Origin of the sequence: Paenibacillus sp. P3E, assembly GCF_001909045.1 — a bacterium.
Lineage (GTDB): Bacteria > Bacillota > Bacilli > Paenibacillales > Paenibacillaceae > Paenibacillus_AQ > Paenibacillus_AQ helianthi.
In genome coordinates, this window is the sequence record NZ_LVWH01000009.1 from 1 (window position 1) to 16,251 (window position 16,251).

The window sequence follows — 16,251 nt, forward strand, 5'->3', positions numbered from 1 at the left end:
GTATTCCTATTGAAGTAGTACTTAATTTCTTTCTATTCTTTTTGATATCATTAATAATAATTTATAAATTAGCTGCTCTTGGTGGACTTGTATATAAAATTTCTCTTATAATATCTTTCCTGATCCCTTTTGGTCTTAGATTAATAATATCGAAATTGAAACCGTATGATGTGTAAAGCGATATATTAAAGAATCATAAAATATTTATTTCAACCACGCCAAGTCAGGTGTGGTTTTTTCATCTTAATGGGCAGGAAAATTTTCCTTAGCAAAGGATGATGTTAATGAAAGACAAATTGGAAGTGTTAGACAAGAACTTGGTTCTAGTCGGAAAGCTAGTCAGTGCTTACGAAGAGACGCGAAAACGCAGAATGAATTCTGATTATGAAATGTCTTTCCTGGTCCCAATGATATCTGAAGATTCCGGGCTGCGACGTTCGAAGAATTTGCGCATAAAGCAGTGATCGATATTAACATCAATGAGCTGGGGCGATTGAGCGGGCGGCGGCCGCCGGAGATCATCAAGGCGTTCAAAGTCCTGGCCGCCGAAAATTACATACAATGGAGCGTATCCATGCCTATCCAGACAGTATCCATCCTTGAGGGCTGGGAACGTAACGTGCCGTATGATACCTCACAGGAGCGGGGCGAACAGAACGGCAGAGAGGGGAATAACATTGATTACTGGCTGTATCATTAAGGAGGGGAATGACTAAACTGGAGGGAAATGAGCGGTGGAAAAGCAAAATGATCATGACTGAACATGTTGAACAGTTCGAGGGGCAGCAAAGCGAATCTGTAGATAAATTGATCACGATTGACTAGCGGACGATGGTACGGCGACCTCATATTGCTCCGTTACATTGATACAATGGTTGGCAAGAGCCTGAAAGAGATCGAACAATCCAACAACATTCTTAAACGGGCTTATCTGATGGCCGATCAAGCTATTCAGCGTCGAATCATGCAAGATACCTATCAGCGGGAGCTGAAGCAGCGGAATATGAAGGTGCTTACGGATGAGCAAAAGGAATTCTTGGTGTATCATAAAATCTTATGACGTGGATACCAGGAGCGGTTTGGAATGACCCGGGATTTTATGCGTACAGAGATTAGTCCGCGGTTGACCAAGTATACAGCGGATCTTGGAGACTTATTAAAAGATAACTTTAAATAAGTAAAACTCTTCAGAAATTATACTGATGGACTTATACTGTATGCTGGATTGGTACAAGAGATACTTACATAATGTGTAAAACGTCATATTTTTTCATAGGTCTTTAGATATATCCTTTTAGGTGAATATTACTAGGAGGTATATAAATTGAAATATTTTAAAAGATTAACTGTCATCTTATTAATTGCAGTTATGTCCCTAAGTTTCATGAGTTCAGCATCTGCAAGGGTTTATGTTCACGGGTATACTAAGAAAAATGGGACTTATGTGGCTCCGCATTACCGGTCAGATCCAGATCATAGTTTTAACAACAACTGGAGCACCAAGGGTAATACTAATCCTACAAACGGAAAAAAAGGAACCAAGACGCATCCATAATAGAATCTCCGGTTGAAAACGACCTGCAGACCATTAAGGCCAACAAGGCGTTTTTTGTTATACTTCAAACTCCTCCCATCCTCGTGGCAATGGGTCATCATATGCTTCTTCTAATCCTTCTGATTCAATGTTAATTAATAGTGGTTCGTTAATATCCACCAGCGCACCTATATGTTTAGGTCCTCCCTGAAAAGTTCCTACAGCGATAATCTTCCCCTGCCGACCGCCAAAACCACTCTCATGTCCTTCGATGATCCGAACAACTAGCCCGGGCTTTAGCTTCTGCAGCATCATAGTTTTGGTGCCCTCCCAGTTAGCCGAAGGGCTTTTTCACGGATCTGGAGTTCACTCAGCCATTCTGTGTCCTGTATGACTGCTGCCGTGTTTGTGAGCTGCCGTAGCTTCAGAGTATCCCAGCAATACCGTTCATTGACGGACAGATATTGCAGCAGCTCCGGACAGTGCTCGATTGTGAGTTTGCCGGCTTATGCAGGTGGTAAAACTCTGCAAGCCTTACGTGTACGGGCAACATTACCACTTCACCAGCAGTATAATGATGTTTGCAATACTTATAGTTAGGGCGGCATAGGTCATAACCGAGGTGATTTTTTGTTTAACGGTCACGTTTCATCGCTCCTTATCGTTATGTTATAATCGAGAGGGAAAGGCGCCCCTTGTATTTCATCCCCCTACGCCTTAGCCCCTTTCGGGGCCAAGGTTTCGGGTTTTCCTACTTGGTGAGCAGGACGATGAGGGTGAGTATCGAGTTAATCAGGACGATGATTGCCGTCACTGTCTTGATTGTTTCAACCTGATACTCCTTACGCCTTTCTTTTCTCGTTTTATCCAAAGTGTTCGCCTTCTTTCTTATCTTAATCATATACGATAATAGTGTATTTATAAACGATAAACGTATAAAAATATTCGGTGTTCGTTGAATTTTATGCGTAAATCGAGTATATTCTGGATGAGGTGAGCATATGTTAAGACTCAAACTGGACAAGTTACTTTATGAAAGAAGGTTAAATGCAAATCAGCTATCTAAAATGACAGGGATTCGGTACCCTACTATCTCAGATATGGCTGATAATAAATCGAAAGCTTGGTCCCCGGAAAATCTCAACAAGATTATGATTGCTTTAGGATTGAAAGACATTTCTGAATTGATTGAGTATGTAGAAGAGCCGCCACAGGAGTAATCCTGGACGGCTCAATTTTTATAGCTTTAATATGACTCAAAAGTAGTGCCCACATAAACGCCCACAAAATGCCCACTTATAATAGAAGGAAGGCAGTATATTTAGAAAGTTACCTCTCTTAGTTCCCTTTTGTTCAAGGCATTCAGCAGCGTTCAGATTGATCTAAAAAGGCCAAACTGTAAACCGCACACAAGTACACGAATGGGAAAGAGATCAATACATGACTCTTTACTAGGATGAGCAGCCCTTGGCGCCGTTGGCGTTGAGGGTTTTATTTGTGTTTGTGCATGTGGAGTTTTATGAAACCTTCAAAAGGCGGCGCCCATAAAATGCCTGCAAAATCAAAGCAAACTTCGATTTTAATAGCCAATTAGGGGTACAAAATGAAATGTATTGATGTTGTAAAAAATCTTTTGGATTTTAACGGTTGCCTAACACATACATTCCCTTGCCTCAATAGGATATAATTGTTCACTACTATAAGGAGGCAGGCTACGAATGCAGAATAAAAATCCTATACTAAAGAAAGTAAGATCTGCTAAATTGACGCAGAGGCATGTCCATGAATTTGAGGGTAGTACCAAACTGGCGGAAGAAGGAGCAGATCGACATAACCATCGGTTCGCAGGCGTTACAGGGCAAGCGATTCGGGTAGGAAAAAGCCATGTTCATGAAATTGATCTCACTAAAACGGATTTCTTAAACCATTTTCATAATCTCAAAAAGATTCGGACGGGGCCGGCGATTTCGGTTGGTAATGGCAAGCATGTACATTTTGTTACGGGTCTCACTACTTTAAATGATGGCCATCAGCACCAATTTAATTTTGCCACTTTGATTCAAGAACCGCTTATTTAAAATGATCATTGCCCCGTCAGTGTAATGGCGGGGTTTTAATGGTGGGTGCGCTTAATAAGGAAGAGGGAAAATGAGTATTTTATTAATGTGGATGGGCTTCTGGCGTATCGGTGATGTACTATTCATTCACAGAATGTCCGAAATCAATTATACTTAGGCTGTTATTTACTTCTGATCACAAGCGTAAAGGGTTTCACGATCAAGCCGTTCTAAAGGCGGGACGATCAAGCTGTCTATGAATCTTATATAGAATTGTTTACTGATCATTGGGATTTCGCTGGCCACCTTAGTGGAGCTTAAGGAGAAAATAAAGTTTCATTGATTGCAGCCGTGAATAATAGTGTGAGGAGTGAATCCTGTGAAAGGTGAATATCTCCAATATTTTGGCGGTTTGTTATTGGTGGCGGGATTAATTGTCTCTATTCCAATAGCAGTCGACGCAGAAAGTGTACTGACTGGAGTGTATATAGCGATGTGGTCGTCTATTGGGGGAATGTTTTTTATAGGTTTTGGGGAGTTGCTCCGTTCTATACTGCGGATTGAACATCGGATCGCGGGTCCACGTCCCCGCTTTGATCCACTGACCGGGCAGTATGTAGATACCCCGCGCGACAAGCACTAACCGATTCAACTTAAAAAATACGCGGATAACTAGATAGGGAACAATTGTTCATAAATGGATATCGCTAAATAAATGAAAAGCCCCGTTTGCCGGGGCCCTTTAAGTTCTGAGTTAAGAATTTGCATATTTTATTATTTCATCAGGAATCTCGGTTTCGCCTAGAATTGATTCAACGGCTTTCCAGGCTTCTGCGAACTGTTTACCGGTATAATGGGTGCGGTTGCTGGCCGGGTTTGAGAGTGACATGTCAAAAACGATATACTCGCCTTCCTCCTCGATCACCCTAAAGCTGACGGCACGGTCTTTTTTTTGTATCCGTACTTCTTCCAATGTGCATCCTCCTCATATCCAATCTGGGAACAAACTACCTTAGTCTTATCAAATCACGGGCAGAAAGGCAAGCAAAGTCATGAAAATGACACGCATATCCGCGGAAGCACATCATTTTGAACGAATACCAAAAAAAGAAGAATAATGTTTTTGACAAAATAAGCCTGCTAAATCGTTTACATATTGTTCCATGCGGCTGTATACTACCTATAGAATGAAATATGACCCGCATGCATATTTTTGTGGTTCAGCCTGATTATTGGGATGATAATCGTGGTATTATGTAGGTGATTATTTGTTATTGTAGTGTAATACTTGTCCGAACGGATTTGCTGCTTGGGATTCGTACATAATTGCTTAAAAATGTGTAATTTATGAGCAGTGGGAAACAGTAGATAAGGAGGAGCTGTTTTGAAATCAACATATAAGGTTCTGACGAGCGATGCCGATTTGTTCGCGGCAGCTCTCGCACAAGTGAAGGTATACGTTGTTCAATTGATTGAAGGCAAGCCGCATGTCATAGCAGATTATGCCGGTCCTGTTCAGAGATGGACGCCTGAAGATGTTCTTGTTGCTGGAATGTGTTACAGCCGGGAAGGGTTTGAGTTCAGAGTCCGTGTGCCAAAGAAGCAAGAATAACGGACAAGTTCAACGTTAGTCCAGATCAGTTGACAGCCTGGGTATACAGGTAAACCATTCCAAGTGTCGAATTAATAGAATAGATAGAAATAGGAGGTGGTTCATTGTGAGTGCAGTTCATTATGAGCTTCAATATGTGAATGGACAAATTGAAGAGCTGGAATCCACATTCAAGACGGCGGAGGAAGCACGGGCACATCTGAAATCTAGTGGACTTACAGAATGGATTATGGCGGGCGGCAAACACATTAATCCGGCGAATGTGATCTCTATAAAGGTCAAGGAAGCTTAACCTGACTCTGAGAGCTGCTGAAAAGCGGCTCTTTTGTTTTATAAATTGTTATTGTTGCCAGATAACACATACCAATGTGTCTGCTCTTGCATCTCTTATACTATAAAACGTAAAAGAGGTGTAATGATGACAGAACGCGAACGTGCGAGAATCCGCAGAGCTATCAGTTTGCTGCGGACACAAAGAGCTATTTTGCTGGAAAGACTGGAAGAAATCAATGAAAACTTGCGCCGGGTGCCAAACCCAAGCCGTGCCAGACGTGAGCTGCTGGCTGCGAGAGCTTCCATACGGGAAGCATTACGCTTAAACGCTGCGGCTATCCGATTGCTTAGAAGTGTGCTGTAAGGTTTAATGCTTAGATCTTAACCTTCAAAAGAAGTCTTGTAATCTAAGGCATCCCCCGTGATGCCTTTTCATAGATGTGAACCCGGTTATCTTACATAAGTGGAAGGTGATAGAGATGGAACAAGATGAAGATGTTACAGTGATGAATATTTCTAGGGAAGATGTGGAAAAGGGAAGACTGGAGAATTATTTACGGGAATTCAAGAAGTATGAGAAAAAGAAAATGCGCGGGAAGGTAACGCTCATATTTAACGGGTATGAGCAGGATCGCAGAGAGATTTATCAGATCCGTGAGATTACGAATTGGGTGGATCGTCTGCTGAAAAATGTTCCTCACTTATTCTACTTTTTAAGCAGGGAGAATTATAGTATGCGTATTGTCTTTTTCTGCTTATCTGAAGTGGTAGGGCGCTCTGGGGTAGAAGTGTCGATCACCAAGGAACAGGGCCGAAGATTGATTGAGAAAGTTGCCAAAAGTGCAGTAGTCTACGCCAGGAAGCTGAAGGAGCCGGAAGAGGTGCAGCTTGTACTGGCTGAAGGCATTCTGGATGAGCTTGGATATGAGCAGACTCAGCAATAAGAACAATGTGCTCCCGGGTCGTGAATGGGATAAGCCTGAGATTCACCGGGAGACATTATCCGTCTATTACTTCAATATGTAATCATAAACAGGTTTTACATGAAGTTGAAGGACGTTATTTGCTCGGCATAGACAATCAGCTGCTTATATTCAATTTCAGTTCCAAAGCTGGCGAAAGGCCGTACAATTACATTATCCAAAACTACAAAATTGTAATTGAAAGTCTTTTCAGGATGCTCAGCACCCAAGTAGGAAATGTATTCATCAACGATGACATCGTCCATCAATGATTTGAGGTTAAATACATCCTCATTACTGCTGGTGTTCGAAGCTACGTTGCCTTGAATGCTGCCGAAGGCTGTAAGGATATTGACTCTGCGTTCCCCATGATTATTGTTCAGTAAAAGATTGGAGAGTTTACCTAATGCGTCGACCTTGAAGTCGACATGGGTTCTTATTTTGGATTGATTCAAACCAGACACTTCCTTTCAAGATTTAATTTACCAATATACAGGTTTCGACATATTACTCCGCTTTTCCTGTTTGTATGCAAAATAAATGTTTGAACATGAAGGACACCTAGTGAGACGTTGACAAATATCTCGCTAAGGTGTCCTTTGTGCTGTTATTCCCGAATAGTTACGCGGGTTCCAATGGGAACTGTTGCTGCGAGGGATAACACATCTTCATTGTACATGCGAATACAGCCATGGGAGACCTTTTTACCGATGGAGGAAGGATCGTTGGTTCCGTGAATCCCATAATGGGGTTTGGATAGGCCCATCCAAAAAACTCCGAAAGGGCCGCCGGGGTTTTTCTGTTTGTTGATAATGGTATATTCTCCAACCGGAGAGACGGATAGCATCTTGCCTATGCCGACAGGAAAACCTCTAATTACAGTGTCATTGTCCAGAAGATACAGCATTCGCTGTGACAGATCGATAATGATTCGATAATTGGGCATTTTGATCAACACTCCTTTTATGATCAGGATATGAGTGGAGTGTAGAGAGAGTTCTGGAAAATTAGATAGAAAACCTATAGCGAACAATTGTTCCCCTTCGGTTAATCAGGCAGAGGGTAACAATATAGGCCAACAAATAGTACTTAATAGTGTGGAAAACAATTGATAGATTGGAGGAATATGAAAAAACTGTTCCGCTATTAAGCGGAACAGTTATAAATGAGACGGGGACTTACTAATGAATATCGCGGAATAGGCCGATAACTCTGCCCAGAATCGTAACTCGATTCAGACGTAGAGGCTCATAAGCCGGATTCTCCGGCTGCAGACGGATATGGTCACGTTCTTTGTAGAAGGTCTTAACTGTTGCTTCATCTTCTTCAGTCATGGCAACGACGATATCGCCATTATCTGCTGTCTGCTGTTGGCGGACGATTACATAGTCACCATTCATAATGCCAGCGTCGACCATACTGTCACCAAGAACAGACAGCATGAACACTTTGTTATCACCTACATAATGAGTAGGCAGCGGAAAGTAGTCCTCGATATTCTCTGTTGCTGTAATCGGTACCCCGGCGGTAACCTTTCCAACGACTGGAATGCGTGTTACCGTCTGAACAAATTGATGAACATTCTCGGAATCCTCTTGTCCCAGCAGTTCTATTGCACGCGGTTTCGTTGGATCACGGCGGATAAGCCCTTTCTTCTCCAACCGGTCCAGGTGACCGTGTACCGTGGAGCTGGAAGCCAGTCCTACAGCTTCACCGATTTCCCGGACAGAAGGCGGATACCCCTTGCTGCGGACTTCGTTACGAATAAATTCCAGGATCGCCAGTTGACGACTCGAAATCTTTGACATCGGAATCAACCCCATATACTATGTTTGGGAAAATTATAACATAGAACTTCCGTTCGTACAAACATAAGTTCTAAAACGATCGGGAATGGCAGCTGGAGAATGGAAAAGCGGAGTTGATATAACAGAAAAAGAGGTTCGAAGAATAAGGGAACAATTGTTCGAAAAAAGTATTGATCAAAACACATGTTCGTGTTATATTAATTTCGAAAGTAAGAACAAGTGTTTGGAGGTCGGTTAATATGTTAAAGTACAGCACATACCGTAGTATTTACGACGAGGTTCATGAGGACCAAACAGCGAGAGCCCGTTCTGCATACAATGATAGACTAGATATGAAGAATCTTCTTTTCTCTTTAACAGCACCTTGCCGCAGATTGCTCCGCCAGGACACAATTGTAAAGCTGGCCTTGATTTTTCTGTTAGTGATTTCCGGATTTACTGTGGTAGGCAATGTTTTTGCGGGATCGGTGTTGTCGGCCAAGCAGGAGAAGAGGGTTGTTGTTGAACGCGGGGATACACTTTGGAGCATAGCACTTAAGAATAAACCGGCTCATATGAAAACGGCTGTATATATAGAAGGAATCAAACGGACGAGCGGTCTTAAGAACAGCAATATCCAAGCCGGCGATGTGCTGAGTTTACCTGTATATTAATACTGATAGAGTACCTATAGATGGATACCAGGAGCTTTCAGGGAGTAGACCTTGACAAGCTCTTTTTCTCATGGCAAAGTTAGAATGAATTTATAGGGGAGGGGAACATATTGAACATTGACGAATTGGTCGCCCGCATCAATGAATTAGCGCGCAAACAGAAGAGTGACGGCCTGAATGAAGAGGAGCTTACGGAAAGAGCCAAGCTTCGCGAGATCTACCTGGGTAATATCCGCAGTAACTTCCGTGCTCAACTTAATAATATTGAAATTGTGGACAAATAAGCGCATGAACAAGGCAACAAGGCAGGAGTTAATGATGCTCTGTTCCTTTTCATAGATATTATAGGATGACTAGGGGGAACTGACATGGCCCGTTCTTGGGAAAGAATGGTTCAACGCAACACACAGCAAATCAACAAGCAACGCAAGAAGCAAGGGAAAGATTCCATCTATGCATCAACCACTTCTGCCGCGGCAAAGAGCAGCGATATTTTTAAAGGCCGCAATATTGTATTTCCGGTTATATTGTTGATGCTTGGCATCATGTTCTGGGTAGTTGGTTCTATAGATGAAGCTAAAGGCAGCGGCATTCTTGCCAACTGGCTGGGAGTGGTACTGTATTTCCTGCTTGCGGCACTGCTGTTTTTCCGCCGTCCATATTTGAAGGTTGAACGTGCCAGACTTGCCACCATTAAATACAACCGTGAGCGTCAGCTTCCAGCAGCGGATATTGAAAAAATTACCGTTACCCGTGGTGCAGTTTCCATTAAGTATAAAGGTAAACGCACACAGTGGGTATTCTCCAGGTTGTTCAACCGTTATGACATTAATGCAATGGGTGAGCGTCTGGAGCAGTTCGCCAAGCAGAATCATGTAGAATATGTGAACGAATAGAAAGATACGTCCTGCATAGGGAGAGGGAGAACTATAATGCCGATTTCCGCCGTACTCTTTGACCTTGATGACACACTGCTCTGGGATGAGCGTAGCGTTGAAGAAGCATTTCGTTATGCCAGTGAAGCAGCAGGTGAATCCGTCGATCCTAAGGAACTGGAAGCAGCTGTCCGCAGGGAAGCGAGGAATTTGTATGAATCATATGAAACGTTTCCGTTCACCAAGCTGATTGGGATCAATCCTTTTGAAGCGCTGTGGGGGAATTTTACAGCAGGTGAACAGCTTGAATTCCGGAAGATGGAGCAGCTTGCTCCTGTCTACCGTAACGAATCCTGGCGCCGCGGGCTGGCAGCACTGGGTGTGGAGGATGAAGCGCTGGCTGCAGAGCTGGCTGCTAAATTTGCCGCAGAACGCCGAAGCCGCCCATACATGTATGAAGAAACGCTGCATGTGTTAGACCAGCTCAAGGGTAAGGTGAAGCTGCTGCTCTTGACGAACGGGTGTCCTGCATTGCAGCAGGAGAAGCTGGATGGTGTGCCTGCGTTGATTCCGTACTTTGACCATATTGTGATTTCAGGCAATTTCGGTAAAGGCAAACCGGACAAAGGGATATTTACACATGCGATGGAACTGCTTGATATTTCGCCGGAGGAAGGAATTATGGTTGGCGACAAGCTGACTACTGATATCCTTGGCGGTCTTGGCGCAGGCCTGACTACCGTATGGATTAACCGCACCGGTAAAGAAACTGATCCTGAAATTACACCGGACTATCAGATTGGTCATCTTAGTGAGCTTCTTCCGCTTGTGAAATCTTTATAGTATCTCTTCCAAAAACCGTTATCCTGATCAAATGGGGATGCGGTTTTTTTTAGCATGTAAATAAATCTCGTGTGTATCAGTGGCGATGTGACCATTCTCACAAATTGGGGTGGGAAAAAGAGTTGGATTACTGATTATCTGAATATTATGTGTATAATAGAAAAGAAATGCTTCACAGATATGTCAGTATGATATTAACCTACCTTGATTCGGAGGGATTCCAAATGATCCATCAAAGGAAGCTGGCAGCATTTTTATCGGTAATGATCACAGTAGCTCTTTCAGGCTGTTCAGGAGGCGGGAAGACGGAGAGTCATATGCATACTGTGGCAAACATGTCTATGGAGCCTATAAAAGTAGAGTTGAATTGGAGCCCCCAGCAGGTTACTGCAGGCCAGAAGGTGAGTTTTGAAGCGCTGGTGACACAGGACGGCGAACCAGTGAATGATGCAAAAGAGGTTCTTTTTGAAATCAGAAGTAACAGCAATACGGACAAGAAGTTGGAGTTCACTGGGGAATCAGCAGGGGATGGTACATATAAGGCTGAAGGAATAGTAGAAACAGCTGGCGAGTTTACGGTGACTTCCCATGTAACTGCTCGGACACAGCATTCTATGCCCAGTAAAAAGCTTGTGGTTCAGCCACAATACAACAAAACCTAAGGCGGGGGGCTGCCGCCAGCAATAACAGATAATGTAGATTGGAAAGGAAGGCTTTTCGAATTCCTTATATTCTGCTAAACTTACTCTAATGTTTTACTGGGGGGATAGAAAGTGGCTAAATTCACACTTGCTGAAAGCTTACAACAGCGCATACTGATTCTTGACGGAGCAATGGGTACGATGATTCAACAGGTGCCGCTTACCGGTGCGGATTTTGGCGGAGAAGAGCTTGACGGTTGTAATGAAATGCTGGTGCTCACCCGGCCTGAGGTCATACAGGATATTCATGAGAAATATCTGGAAGCCGGTGCGGATTTAATTGAGACGAATACTTTCGGTGCGACTTCTGTCGTGCTGGCCGAATATGATATTCCACAGCGGGCACGCGAGATCAATCTCGAAGCCGCCAGACTGGCCCGGAATGCCGTAGACAAATATGATACAGCTGACCATCCACGTTATGTTATCGGGGCTATGGGACCAACAACGAAGACCCTTTCAGTGACTGGTGGTGTCACATTCCATGAACTTGTGAAGAGCTATGAGGAACAGGCGGTCGCGCTGATCGACGGGAAAGTGGATGCGCTGCTGCTCGAAACTTCTCAGGATACACTCAATGTGAAGGCGGGAAGCATCGGCATCCGCAATGCTTTTGAGCAGACGGGGGTAACGCTGCCGGTCATGATCTCAGGGACGATAGAACCGATGGGGACTACACTTGCCGGGCAGAACATTGAAGCTTTTTACATTTCACTGGAGCATTTGAAACCTATCTCCATCGGGCTCAACTGTGCGACCGGACCTGAGTTTATGCGTGACCATATCCGTTCACTCTCGGCAATCTCCTCAGCAGCAGTAAGTTGCTATCCGAATGCAGGTCTGCCCGACGAAAACGGTAATTATCACGAGTCGCCGGATTCTCTTGCCCGTAAGCTTGCCGGTTTTGCCGAGAAGGGCTGGCTCAATATTGCCGGGGGTTGCTGCGGAACCACACCGGACCATATCCGTGCAATGGCTGAGGCGCTTGCGGTGTATCCGCCCCGTGGTCTAGATGGACAGCATCCGCCGGCACTTTCCGGGATTGAGCCTGTATATATTGAGAGTGACAACCGCCCGTATATGGTGGGTGAACGCACGAATGTTCTTGGCTCGCGGAAGTTCAAGCGGCTGATTGTGGAGGGGAAATATGAAGAAGCTTCCGAAATCGCCCGGGCTCAGGTGAAGAGTGGTGCACAAGTGATAGATGTCTGTGTTCAGGACCCGGACCGTGATGAGAGTGAAGATATCAAGAAATTTCTGGAACTGGTGGTCAAAAAGGTAAAGGTTCCGCTTATGATTGACACCACCGATCCCAAGGTAATTGATCTGGCACTACAGTACTGCCAGGGCAAGGCGATCATTAACTCCATTAATCTTGAAGATGGTGAAGAAAAATTCGAGCTGGTCACTCCGCTGATCCATAAATATGGCGCCGCCATTGTTGTGGGCACCATAGATGAAACGGGACAGGCTATTAAAGCTACAGATAAGCTGGAAGTTGCGAAACGTTCTTACGAGCTGCTGGTTAATAAGTATGGTCTGGCGCCGGAGGATCTGATTTTTGATACACTGGTATTTCCTGTAGGTACCGGGGATGAGCAGTATATCGGTTCCGCCAAGGAGACAATCGACGGTATCCGTCTAATTAAGGAAGCCCTTCCTGAGGTGCATACCATCCTGGGTATAAGCAATGTCTCGTTTGGTCTGCCTGAAGCGGGTCGCGAGGTGCTTAACTCGGTATTCCTCTATGAATGCACTAAGGCCGGACTGGACTATGCCATCGTGAATACGGAAAAGGTAGAGCGGTATGCCTCCATTTCAGAACAGGACCGTTATCTGGCTGAGCAGTTGATCTATAATACAAATGATGATACGTTGTCCGCATTCGTTGCCGCTTTTCGCGGGAAGAAGGTGGAGAAGAAGGAGAAAATCTCCAGTCTCTCCTTGGAGGAGCGCTTGGCCTCCTATGTAGTGGAAGGGACCAAAGAAGGCTTGATTCCCGATCTGAACGAAGCTCTGAACAAGTCGGGTCCGCTGGAGATCATTAACGGTCCGTTGATGGCTGGAATGTCTGAAGTTGGCAGACTGTTCAACAACAATGAGCTGATTGTTGCAGAAGTGCTGCAAAGCGCTGAAGTGATGAAGGCGTCTGTCAACCATTTGGAACAGTTCATGCAGAAGGATGAGACATCTGTAAAGGGTAAGATCATGCTGGCTACGGTTAAGGGTGATGTGCATGACATCGGTAAAAATCTGGTGGAGATCATCCTCTCCAATAATGGTTACGAGATTATCAATCTGGGTATAAAAGTACCACCGGAGAATATCATCGAAGCGTTTCGGCGGGAAAAAGCGGATGCGATTGGCCTGTCCGGCTTGCTCGTGAAGTCGGCGCAGCAAATGGTGCTGACTGCTCAGGATTTGCGTACCGCAGGTATCGATGTGCCGATCATGGTTGGCGGCGCTGCATTGACACGCAAGTTCACCAAGACACGTATCCGGCCGGAATATGACGGTCTGGTGCTCTATGCCAAGGACGCCATGGACGGCCTGGATATCGCCAACCGGTTGATGAATCCGGATGAACGTTTGAAAATTGAAGAGGAAGTGCGCCTTGAAGCTGAGGCGGCGGTAGCCGTGGCTCCACAGCAGGAGCTGCCAGTGCTGACAAGGGCGGTCCGTTCCAAGATTTCGGCGGATGCTCCGGTCTTTACGCCGCCTGATCTGGAGCGGCATGTCCTGCGCAATTACCCGTTAGGACATATTATTCCTTATGTAAATATGCAGATGCTGCTGGGTCATCATCTTGGACTGAAGGGTTCAGTGGAAGCTCAGCTTGCTGCTGGTGACCAACGCACAGTGGAACTCAAGGAGACCGTGGATAACATTCTGCATAAAGCGATGCTGGAAGGTACGATAACTCCGCAAGCCATGTATCAATTTTTCCCGGCTCAAGGGAATGGCAATGACATTCTGATCTACGATCCGCAGGATACAGCCAAGGTACTCCATACCTTCACTTTCCCCCGACAGAATGTGGAGCCTTATCTATGTCTGGCAGACTTCTTGAAATCCGTTGACAGCGGAATTATGGATTATGTCGGTTTCCTGGTGGTTACGGCAGGTCATGGTGTCCGCGAAATGTCGGCTGAATTGAAGGACAAAGGCGATTATCTGCGTTCCCACGCCCTGCAGGCGGTTGCGCTGGAGGTAGCTGAAGGTTTAGCGGAGCGCGTTCATCATATGATACGGGATACATGGGGGTTCCCGGACCCGGCGGATATGACCATGAAGCAAAGACACGGAGCCCGGTATCAAGGCATTCGCGTATCCTTCGGTTATCCTGCTTGCCCGGATCTGGAGGATCAGGGACCTCTATTCAAGCTGCTGTCACCTGAGGACATTGGTGTCGAGCTTACTGAAGGCTTCATGATGGAGCCCGAAGCTTCGGTGTCGGCGATGGTGTTCGCGCACCCGGAAGCGCAGTATTTTAATGTGGAGAAGCAATAAGCTTCCGTCCGGTATACTCATTCTGTAGGGATTGCACCCTATTAGAGCGGAACCTCCCGTAACCGGGAGGTTTTTTGCTGGAGCTATACGTTTACCGGAAAGATGATTTTTTGTCCCAAAAAGGGTAAAATTCTCTGCATGAGATTCTGCTCTACAGCATTTGAAGCGTTTTTAAAAATATAGAGAGGAGGAGCATGAGTGGAAATATACTTTTTGGGTACAAATGCCGGGGTTCCAACGCTACAGAGGAATGTAACTTCGGTTGCACTCCGCTTGTTGGAAGAACGCCGAAGCTTCTGGATGTTCGATTGTGGAGAAGGTACGCAGCACCAGGTTCTACGATCCCCGCTTCGGCTGGGAAAGCTTGAAAAGCTGTTCATCACCCATCTCCATGGTGACCACCTGTTCGGATTACCGGGTCTGTTATCCAGCCGCGGATATCAAGGCGGTACAGGACCGCTTACGGTGTATGGACCTCCTGGTCTAAAAGCCTATCTGGATATCTCCTTGTCAGTCAGCCAGTCCCGGATTCCATATGCAATAGAGATTGTTGAACATAGCGGAGGCCTGATCTTTGAGGATGACAGCTTTAAGGTTGAGGCTGGATTGCTGGAACACCGGATCGACAGCTATGGTTACCGGGTGACGGAGAAAGACAGTCCGGGCAACCTGAATACAGAAATACTGCAAAGCTATGGTCTGAAACCAGGACCGCTCTATGGCTTATTAAAAAAGGGGCAAGATGTAACGAATGAGGAAGGCGTCCTGATCTGTGCAGCTGAAGTGGTGAATGCTCCGAAACGAGGCCGAATTATAACCGTCCTGGGAGATACAAGACCCTGCAAGGGGGCTTTACCGCTTGCCTTGGATGCGGATCTGATCATCCATGAGGCAACCTTTGGCCACGATCTGAAGGATATGGCTTATCAGTATCATCACAGCACTGCCGTACAGGCCGCCGAGCTGGCCCGCGATGCAGGTGGACGGGAGTTGCTGCTGACTCACTTCAGTTCCCGCTACACTTCACAGGAAGAGCTGCTGCCGCTGCTTATGGAAGCGCAGGCAATCTTTCCTCAGACGCTGCTGGCTGAAGAGTTCGGCACCTTTCCGGTATACCGCAGATCTCCGGGAAATCCTCAGGAGAATGATCCGGGAAAGTGAATTATTTTCCGGGAAAGCGCAGGAAATGACAGTGCCATGCCAAAAAAAGACTGGCGGGGCGGGCGTTCGATAGTGTTCGACGAGGTGTGTTAAATTTTAAGGATTAGCAGGATGAAAAAGAAACGAAGAAGCAAAGATATTGGCGAAAAAGCTTCATGTTATGCGTGTGGAATACCCATAAGCCAATTCTTTTTCCATATAGAACGACTGGCTAATTGGTTGAAAGCTATAGAGGAAAACAGAAAATTAATAAGATTTAATA

The 16,251-nt window shown here is 45.3% G+C and carries 23 protein-coding genes; 17 read left to right on the forward strand and 6 right to left on the reverse strand.

Annotation, left to right across the window (positions count from 1 at the left end; translation table 11 throughout):
• Positions 1–460 precede the first annotated feature (460 nt).
• The 3 genes from A3842_RS02835 to A3842_RS31815 all read left to right on the forward strand — a co-directional run bounded on the left by A3842_RS02835 (position 461) and on the right by A3842_RS31815 (position 1,555).
• Positions 461–700 carry a hypothetical protein gene (locus A3842_RS02835; RefSeq protein WP_143186136.1) on the forward strand — a complete coding sequence of 80 codons (240 nt, stop codon included), beginning with the start codon at positions 461–463 and terminating at the stop codon, positions 698–700.
• Positions 701–817: 117 nt separating this feature from the next.
• Positions 818–1,060 carry a YhjD family protein gene (locus tag A3842_RS31420; protein ID WP_143186137.1) on the forward strand — a complete coding sequence of 81 codons (243 nt, stop codon included), beginning with the start codon at positions 818–820 and terminating at the stop codon, positions 1,058–1,060.
• 264 nt (positions 1,061–1,324) lie between these two features.
• Positions 1,325–1,555 (forward strand): hypothetical protein, encoded by a 231-nt coding sequence (locus A3842_RS31815; protein WP_143186138.1) that lies wholly within the window; start codon positions 1,325–1,327, stop codon positions 1,553–1,555.
• Positions 1,556–1,612: 57 nt separating this feature from the next.
• On the opposite strand, the gene A3842_RS02850 is transcribed toward A3842_RS31815, so the two are convergent.
• Together A3842_RS02850 and A3842_RS33855 are read right to left on the reverse strand one after the other, a co-directional pair.
• Complete coding sequence (locus A3842_RS02850; protein WP_074084569.1) at positions 1,613–1,849, reverse strand: hypothetical protein; 237 nt, start codon at positions 1,847–1,849, stop codon at positions 1,613–1,615.
• Positions 1,846–2,025 (reverse strand): DUF7667 family protein, encoded by a 180-nt coding sequence (locus A3842_RS33855; RefSeq protein ID WP_483874418.1) that lies wholly within the window; start codon positions 2,023–2,025, stop codon positions 1,846–1,848. The genes A3842_RS02850 and A3842_RS33855 overlap by 4 nt, the downstream gene beginning before the upstream one ends.
• A 510-nt stretch (positions 2,026–2,535) precedes the next feature.
• On the opposite strand from A3842_RS33855, the gene A3842_RS02855 reads away from it, so the two are divergent.
• The 3 genes from A3842_RS02855 to A3842_RS02865 all read left to right on the forward strand — a co-directional run bounded on the left by A3842_RS02855 (position 2,536) and on the right by A3842_RS02865 (position 4,234).
• Positions 2,536–2,754 carry a helix-turn-helix domain-containing protein gene (locus A3842_RS02855; protein ID WP_074100361.1) on the forward strand — a complete coding sequence of 73 codons (219 nt, stop codon included), beginning with the start codon at positions 2,536–2,538 and terminating at the stop codon, positions 2,752–2,754.
• A gap of 498 nt (positions 2,755–3,252) precedes the next feature.
• Complete coding sequence (locus A3842_RS02860) at positions 3,253–3,612, forward strand: YmaF family protein (protein WP_074100362.1); 360 nt, start codon at positions 3,253–3,255, stop codon at positions 3,610–3,612.
• A 349-nt stretch (positions 3,613–3,961) separates the two neighbouring features.
• Positions 3,962–4,234 carry a hypothetical protein gene (locus A3842_RS02865; RefSeq protein ID WP_143186139.1) on the forward strand — a complete coding sequence of 91 codons (273 nt, stop codon included), beginning with the start codon at positions 3,962–3,964 and terminating at the stop codon, positions 4,232–4,234.
• 111 nt (positions 4,235–4,345) lie between these two features.
• On the opposite strand, the gene A3842_RS02870 is transcribed toward A3842_RS02865, so the two are convergent.
• Positions 4,346–4,564 (reverse strand): hypothetical protein, encoded by a 219-nt coding sequence (locus tag A3842_RS02870; RefSeq protein WP_074084565.1) that lies wholly within the window; start codon positions 4,562–4,564, stop codon positions 4,346–4,348.
• Between the two features lie 411 nt (positions 4,565–4,975).
• Between A3842_RS02870 and A3842_RS02875 the strand changes: the two genes are divergently transcribed.
• From A3842_RS02875 to A3842_RS02890, 4 genes are all read left to right on the forward strand, one after another.
• Positions 4,976–5,203, forward strand: coding sequence for a hypothetical protein (locus tag A3842_RS02875; protein WP_074084564.1), 228 nt, complete (start codon positions 4,976–4,978; stop codon positions 5,201–5,203).
• Positions 5,204–5,309: 106 nt separating this feature from the next.
• Positions 5,310–5,495, forward strand: a complete 186-nt coding sequence (locus A3842_RS02880) for a hypothetical protein (protein WP_074084563.1) — start codon at positions 5,310–5,312, stop codon at positions 5,493–5,495.
• Between the two features lie 126 nt (positions 5,496–5,621).
• Positions 5,622–5,840, forward strand: coding sequence for a hypothetical protein (locus A3842_RS02885; protein WP_074084562.1), 219 nt, complete (start codon positions 5,622–5,624; stop codon positions 5,838–5,840).
• 115 nt (positions 5,841–5,955) lie between these two features.
• Positions 5,956–6,420, forward strand: coding sequence for a hypothetical protein (locus A3842_RS02890; protein ID WP_074100364.1), 465 nt, complete (start codon positions 5,956–5,958; stop codon positions 6,418–6,420).
• A 95-nt stretch (positions 6,421–6,515) separates the two neighbouring features.
• On the opposite strand, the gene A3842_RS02895 is transcribed toward A3842_RS02890, so the two are convergent.
• From A3842_RS02895 to lexA, 3 genes are all read right to left on the reverse strand, one after another.
• Entirely contained in the window at positions 6,516–6,893 is a 378-nt protein-coding gene (locus A3842_RS02895; RefSeq protein WP_074084560.1) for a hypothetical protein, read from the reverse strand.
• Between the two features lie 152 nt (positions 6,894–7,045).
• Positions 7,046–7,384 (reverse strand): L,D-transpeptidase, encoded by a 339-nt coding sequence (locus A3842_RS02900; RefSeq protein WP_074084559.1) that lies wholly within the window; start codon positions 7,382–7,384, stop codon positions 7,046–7,048.
• Positions 7,385–7,619: 235 nt separating this feature from the next.
• On the reverse strand, positions 7,620–8,246 hold the full coding sequence (gene lexA, locus A3842_RS02905) for a transcriptional repressor LexA (protein ID WP_025704214.1): 627 nt from the start codon (positions 8,244–8,246) through the stop codon (positions 7,620–7,622).
• A gap of 239 nt (positions 8,247–8,485) precedes the next feature.
• Here lexA and A3842_RS02910 point away from each other — a divergent pair, with 239 nt between their 5' ends.
• The 7 genes from A3842_RS02910 to rnz all read left to right on the forward strand — a co-directional run bounded on the left by A3842_RS02910 (position 8,486) and on the right by rnz (position 15,989).
• Positions 8,486–8,899: a LysM peptidoglycan-binding domain-containing protein gene (locus A3842_RS02910; RefSeq protein WP_074100365.1), complete on the forward strand. Its 414-nt coding sequence runs from the start codon at positions 8,486–8,488 to the stop codon at positions 8,897–8,899.
• 110 nt (positions 8,900–9,009) lie between these two features.
• Positions 9,010–9,183, forward strand: coding sequence for a DUF896 domain-containing protein (locus A3842_RS02915; protein ID WP_074084557.1), 174 nt, complete (start codon positions 9,010–9,012; stop codon positions 9,181–9,183).
• A gap of 84 nt (positions 9,184–9,267) precedes the next feature.
• Positions 9,268–9,795 carry a hypothetical protein gene (locus A3842_RS02920; RefSeq protein ID WP_074084556.1) on the forward strand — a complete coding sequence of 176 codons (528 nt, stop codon included), beginning with the start codon at positions 9,268–9,270 and terminating at the stop codon, positions 9,793–9,795.
• 36 nt (positions 9,796–9,831) lie between these two features.
• Complete coding sequence (locus A3842_RS02925; protein ID WP_074100366.1) at positions 9,832–10,617, forward strand: HAD family hydrolase; 786 nt, start codon at positions 9,832–9,834, stop codon at positions 10,615–10,617.
• 224 nt (positions 10,618–10,841) lie between these two features.
• Positions 10,842–11,279, forward strand: a complete 438-nt coding sequence (locus A3842_RS02930) for a FixH family protein (RefSeq protein ID WP_074100367.1) — start codon at positions 10,842–10,844, stop codon at positions 11,277–11,279.
• Positions 11,280–11,450: 171 nt separating this feature from the next.
• Positions 11,451–14,828, forward strand: coding sequence for a methionine synthase (gene metH, locus A3842_RS02935; protein ID WP_371915978.1), 3,378 nt, complete (start codon positions 11,451–11,453; stop codon positions 14,826–14,828).
• 198 nt (positions 14,829–15,026) lie between these two features.
• The gene (rnz, locus tag A3842_RS02940; protein ID WP_074100369.1) at positions 15,027–15,989 is read left to right on the forward strand and encodes a ribonuclease Z; all 963 of its coding nucleotides are present in this window, start codon (positions 15,027–15,029) and stop codon (positions 15,987–15,989) included.
• Positions 15,990–16,251 lie beyond the last annotated feature (262 nt).

What these genes read in the sequence shown, in the direction of transcription:
- A3842_RS02850 (WP_074084569.1), bottom strand. Translation starts at nt 1,849, where the DNA reads ATGATGCTGCAGAAGCTAAAGCCCGGGCTAGTTGTTCGGATCATCGAA.
- A3842_RS02855 (WP_074100361.1), top strand. Translation starts at nt 2,536, where the DNA reads ATGTTAAGACTCAAACTGGACAAGTTACTTTATGAAAGAAGGTTAAAT.
- A3842_RS02860 (WP_074100362.1), top strand. Translation starts at nt 3,253, where the DNA reads ATGCAGAATAAAAATCCTATACTAAAGAAAGTAAGATCTGCTAAATTG.
- A3842_RS02885 (WP_074084562.1), top strand. Translation starts at nt 5,622, where the DNA reads ATGACAGAACGCGAACGTGCGAGAATCCGCAGAGCTATCAGTTTGCTG.
- A3842_RS02890 (WP_074100364.1), top strand. Translation starts at nt 5,956, where the DNA reads ATGGAACAAGATGAAGATGTTACAGTGATGAATATTTCTAGGGAAGAT.
- A3842_RS02900 (WP_074084559.1), bottom strand. Translation starts at nt 7,384, where the DNA reads ATGCCCAATTATCGAATCATTATCGATCTGTCACAGCGAATGCTGTAT.
- lexA (WP_025704214.1), bottom strand. Translation starts at nt 8,246, where the DNA reads ATGTCAAAGATTTCGAGTCGTCAACTGGCGATCCTGGAATTTATTCGT.
- A3842_RS02910 (WP_074100365.1), top strand. Translation starts at nt 8,486, where the DNA reads ATGTTAAAGTACAGCACATACCGTAGTATTTACGACGAGGTTCATGAG.
- A3842_RS02920 (WP_074084556.1), top strand. Translation starts at nt 9,268, where the DNA reads ATGGCCCGTTCTTGGGAAAGAATGGTTCAACGCAACACACAGCAAATC.
- A3842_RS02925 (WP_074100366.1), top strand. Translation starts at nt 9,832, where the DNA reads ATGCCGATTTCCGCCGTACTCTTTGACCTTGATGACACACTGCTCTGG.
- A3842_RS02930 (WP_074100367.1), top strand. Translation starts at nt 10,842, where the DNA reads ATGATCCATCAAAGGAAGCTGGCAGCATTTTTATCGGTAATGATCACA.
- metH (WP_371915978.1), top strand. Translation starts at nt 11,451, where the DNA reads ATGGGTACGATGATTCAACAGGTGCCGCTTACCGGTGCGGATTTTGGC.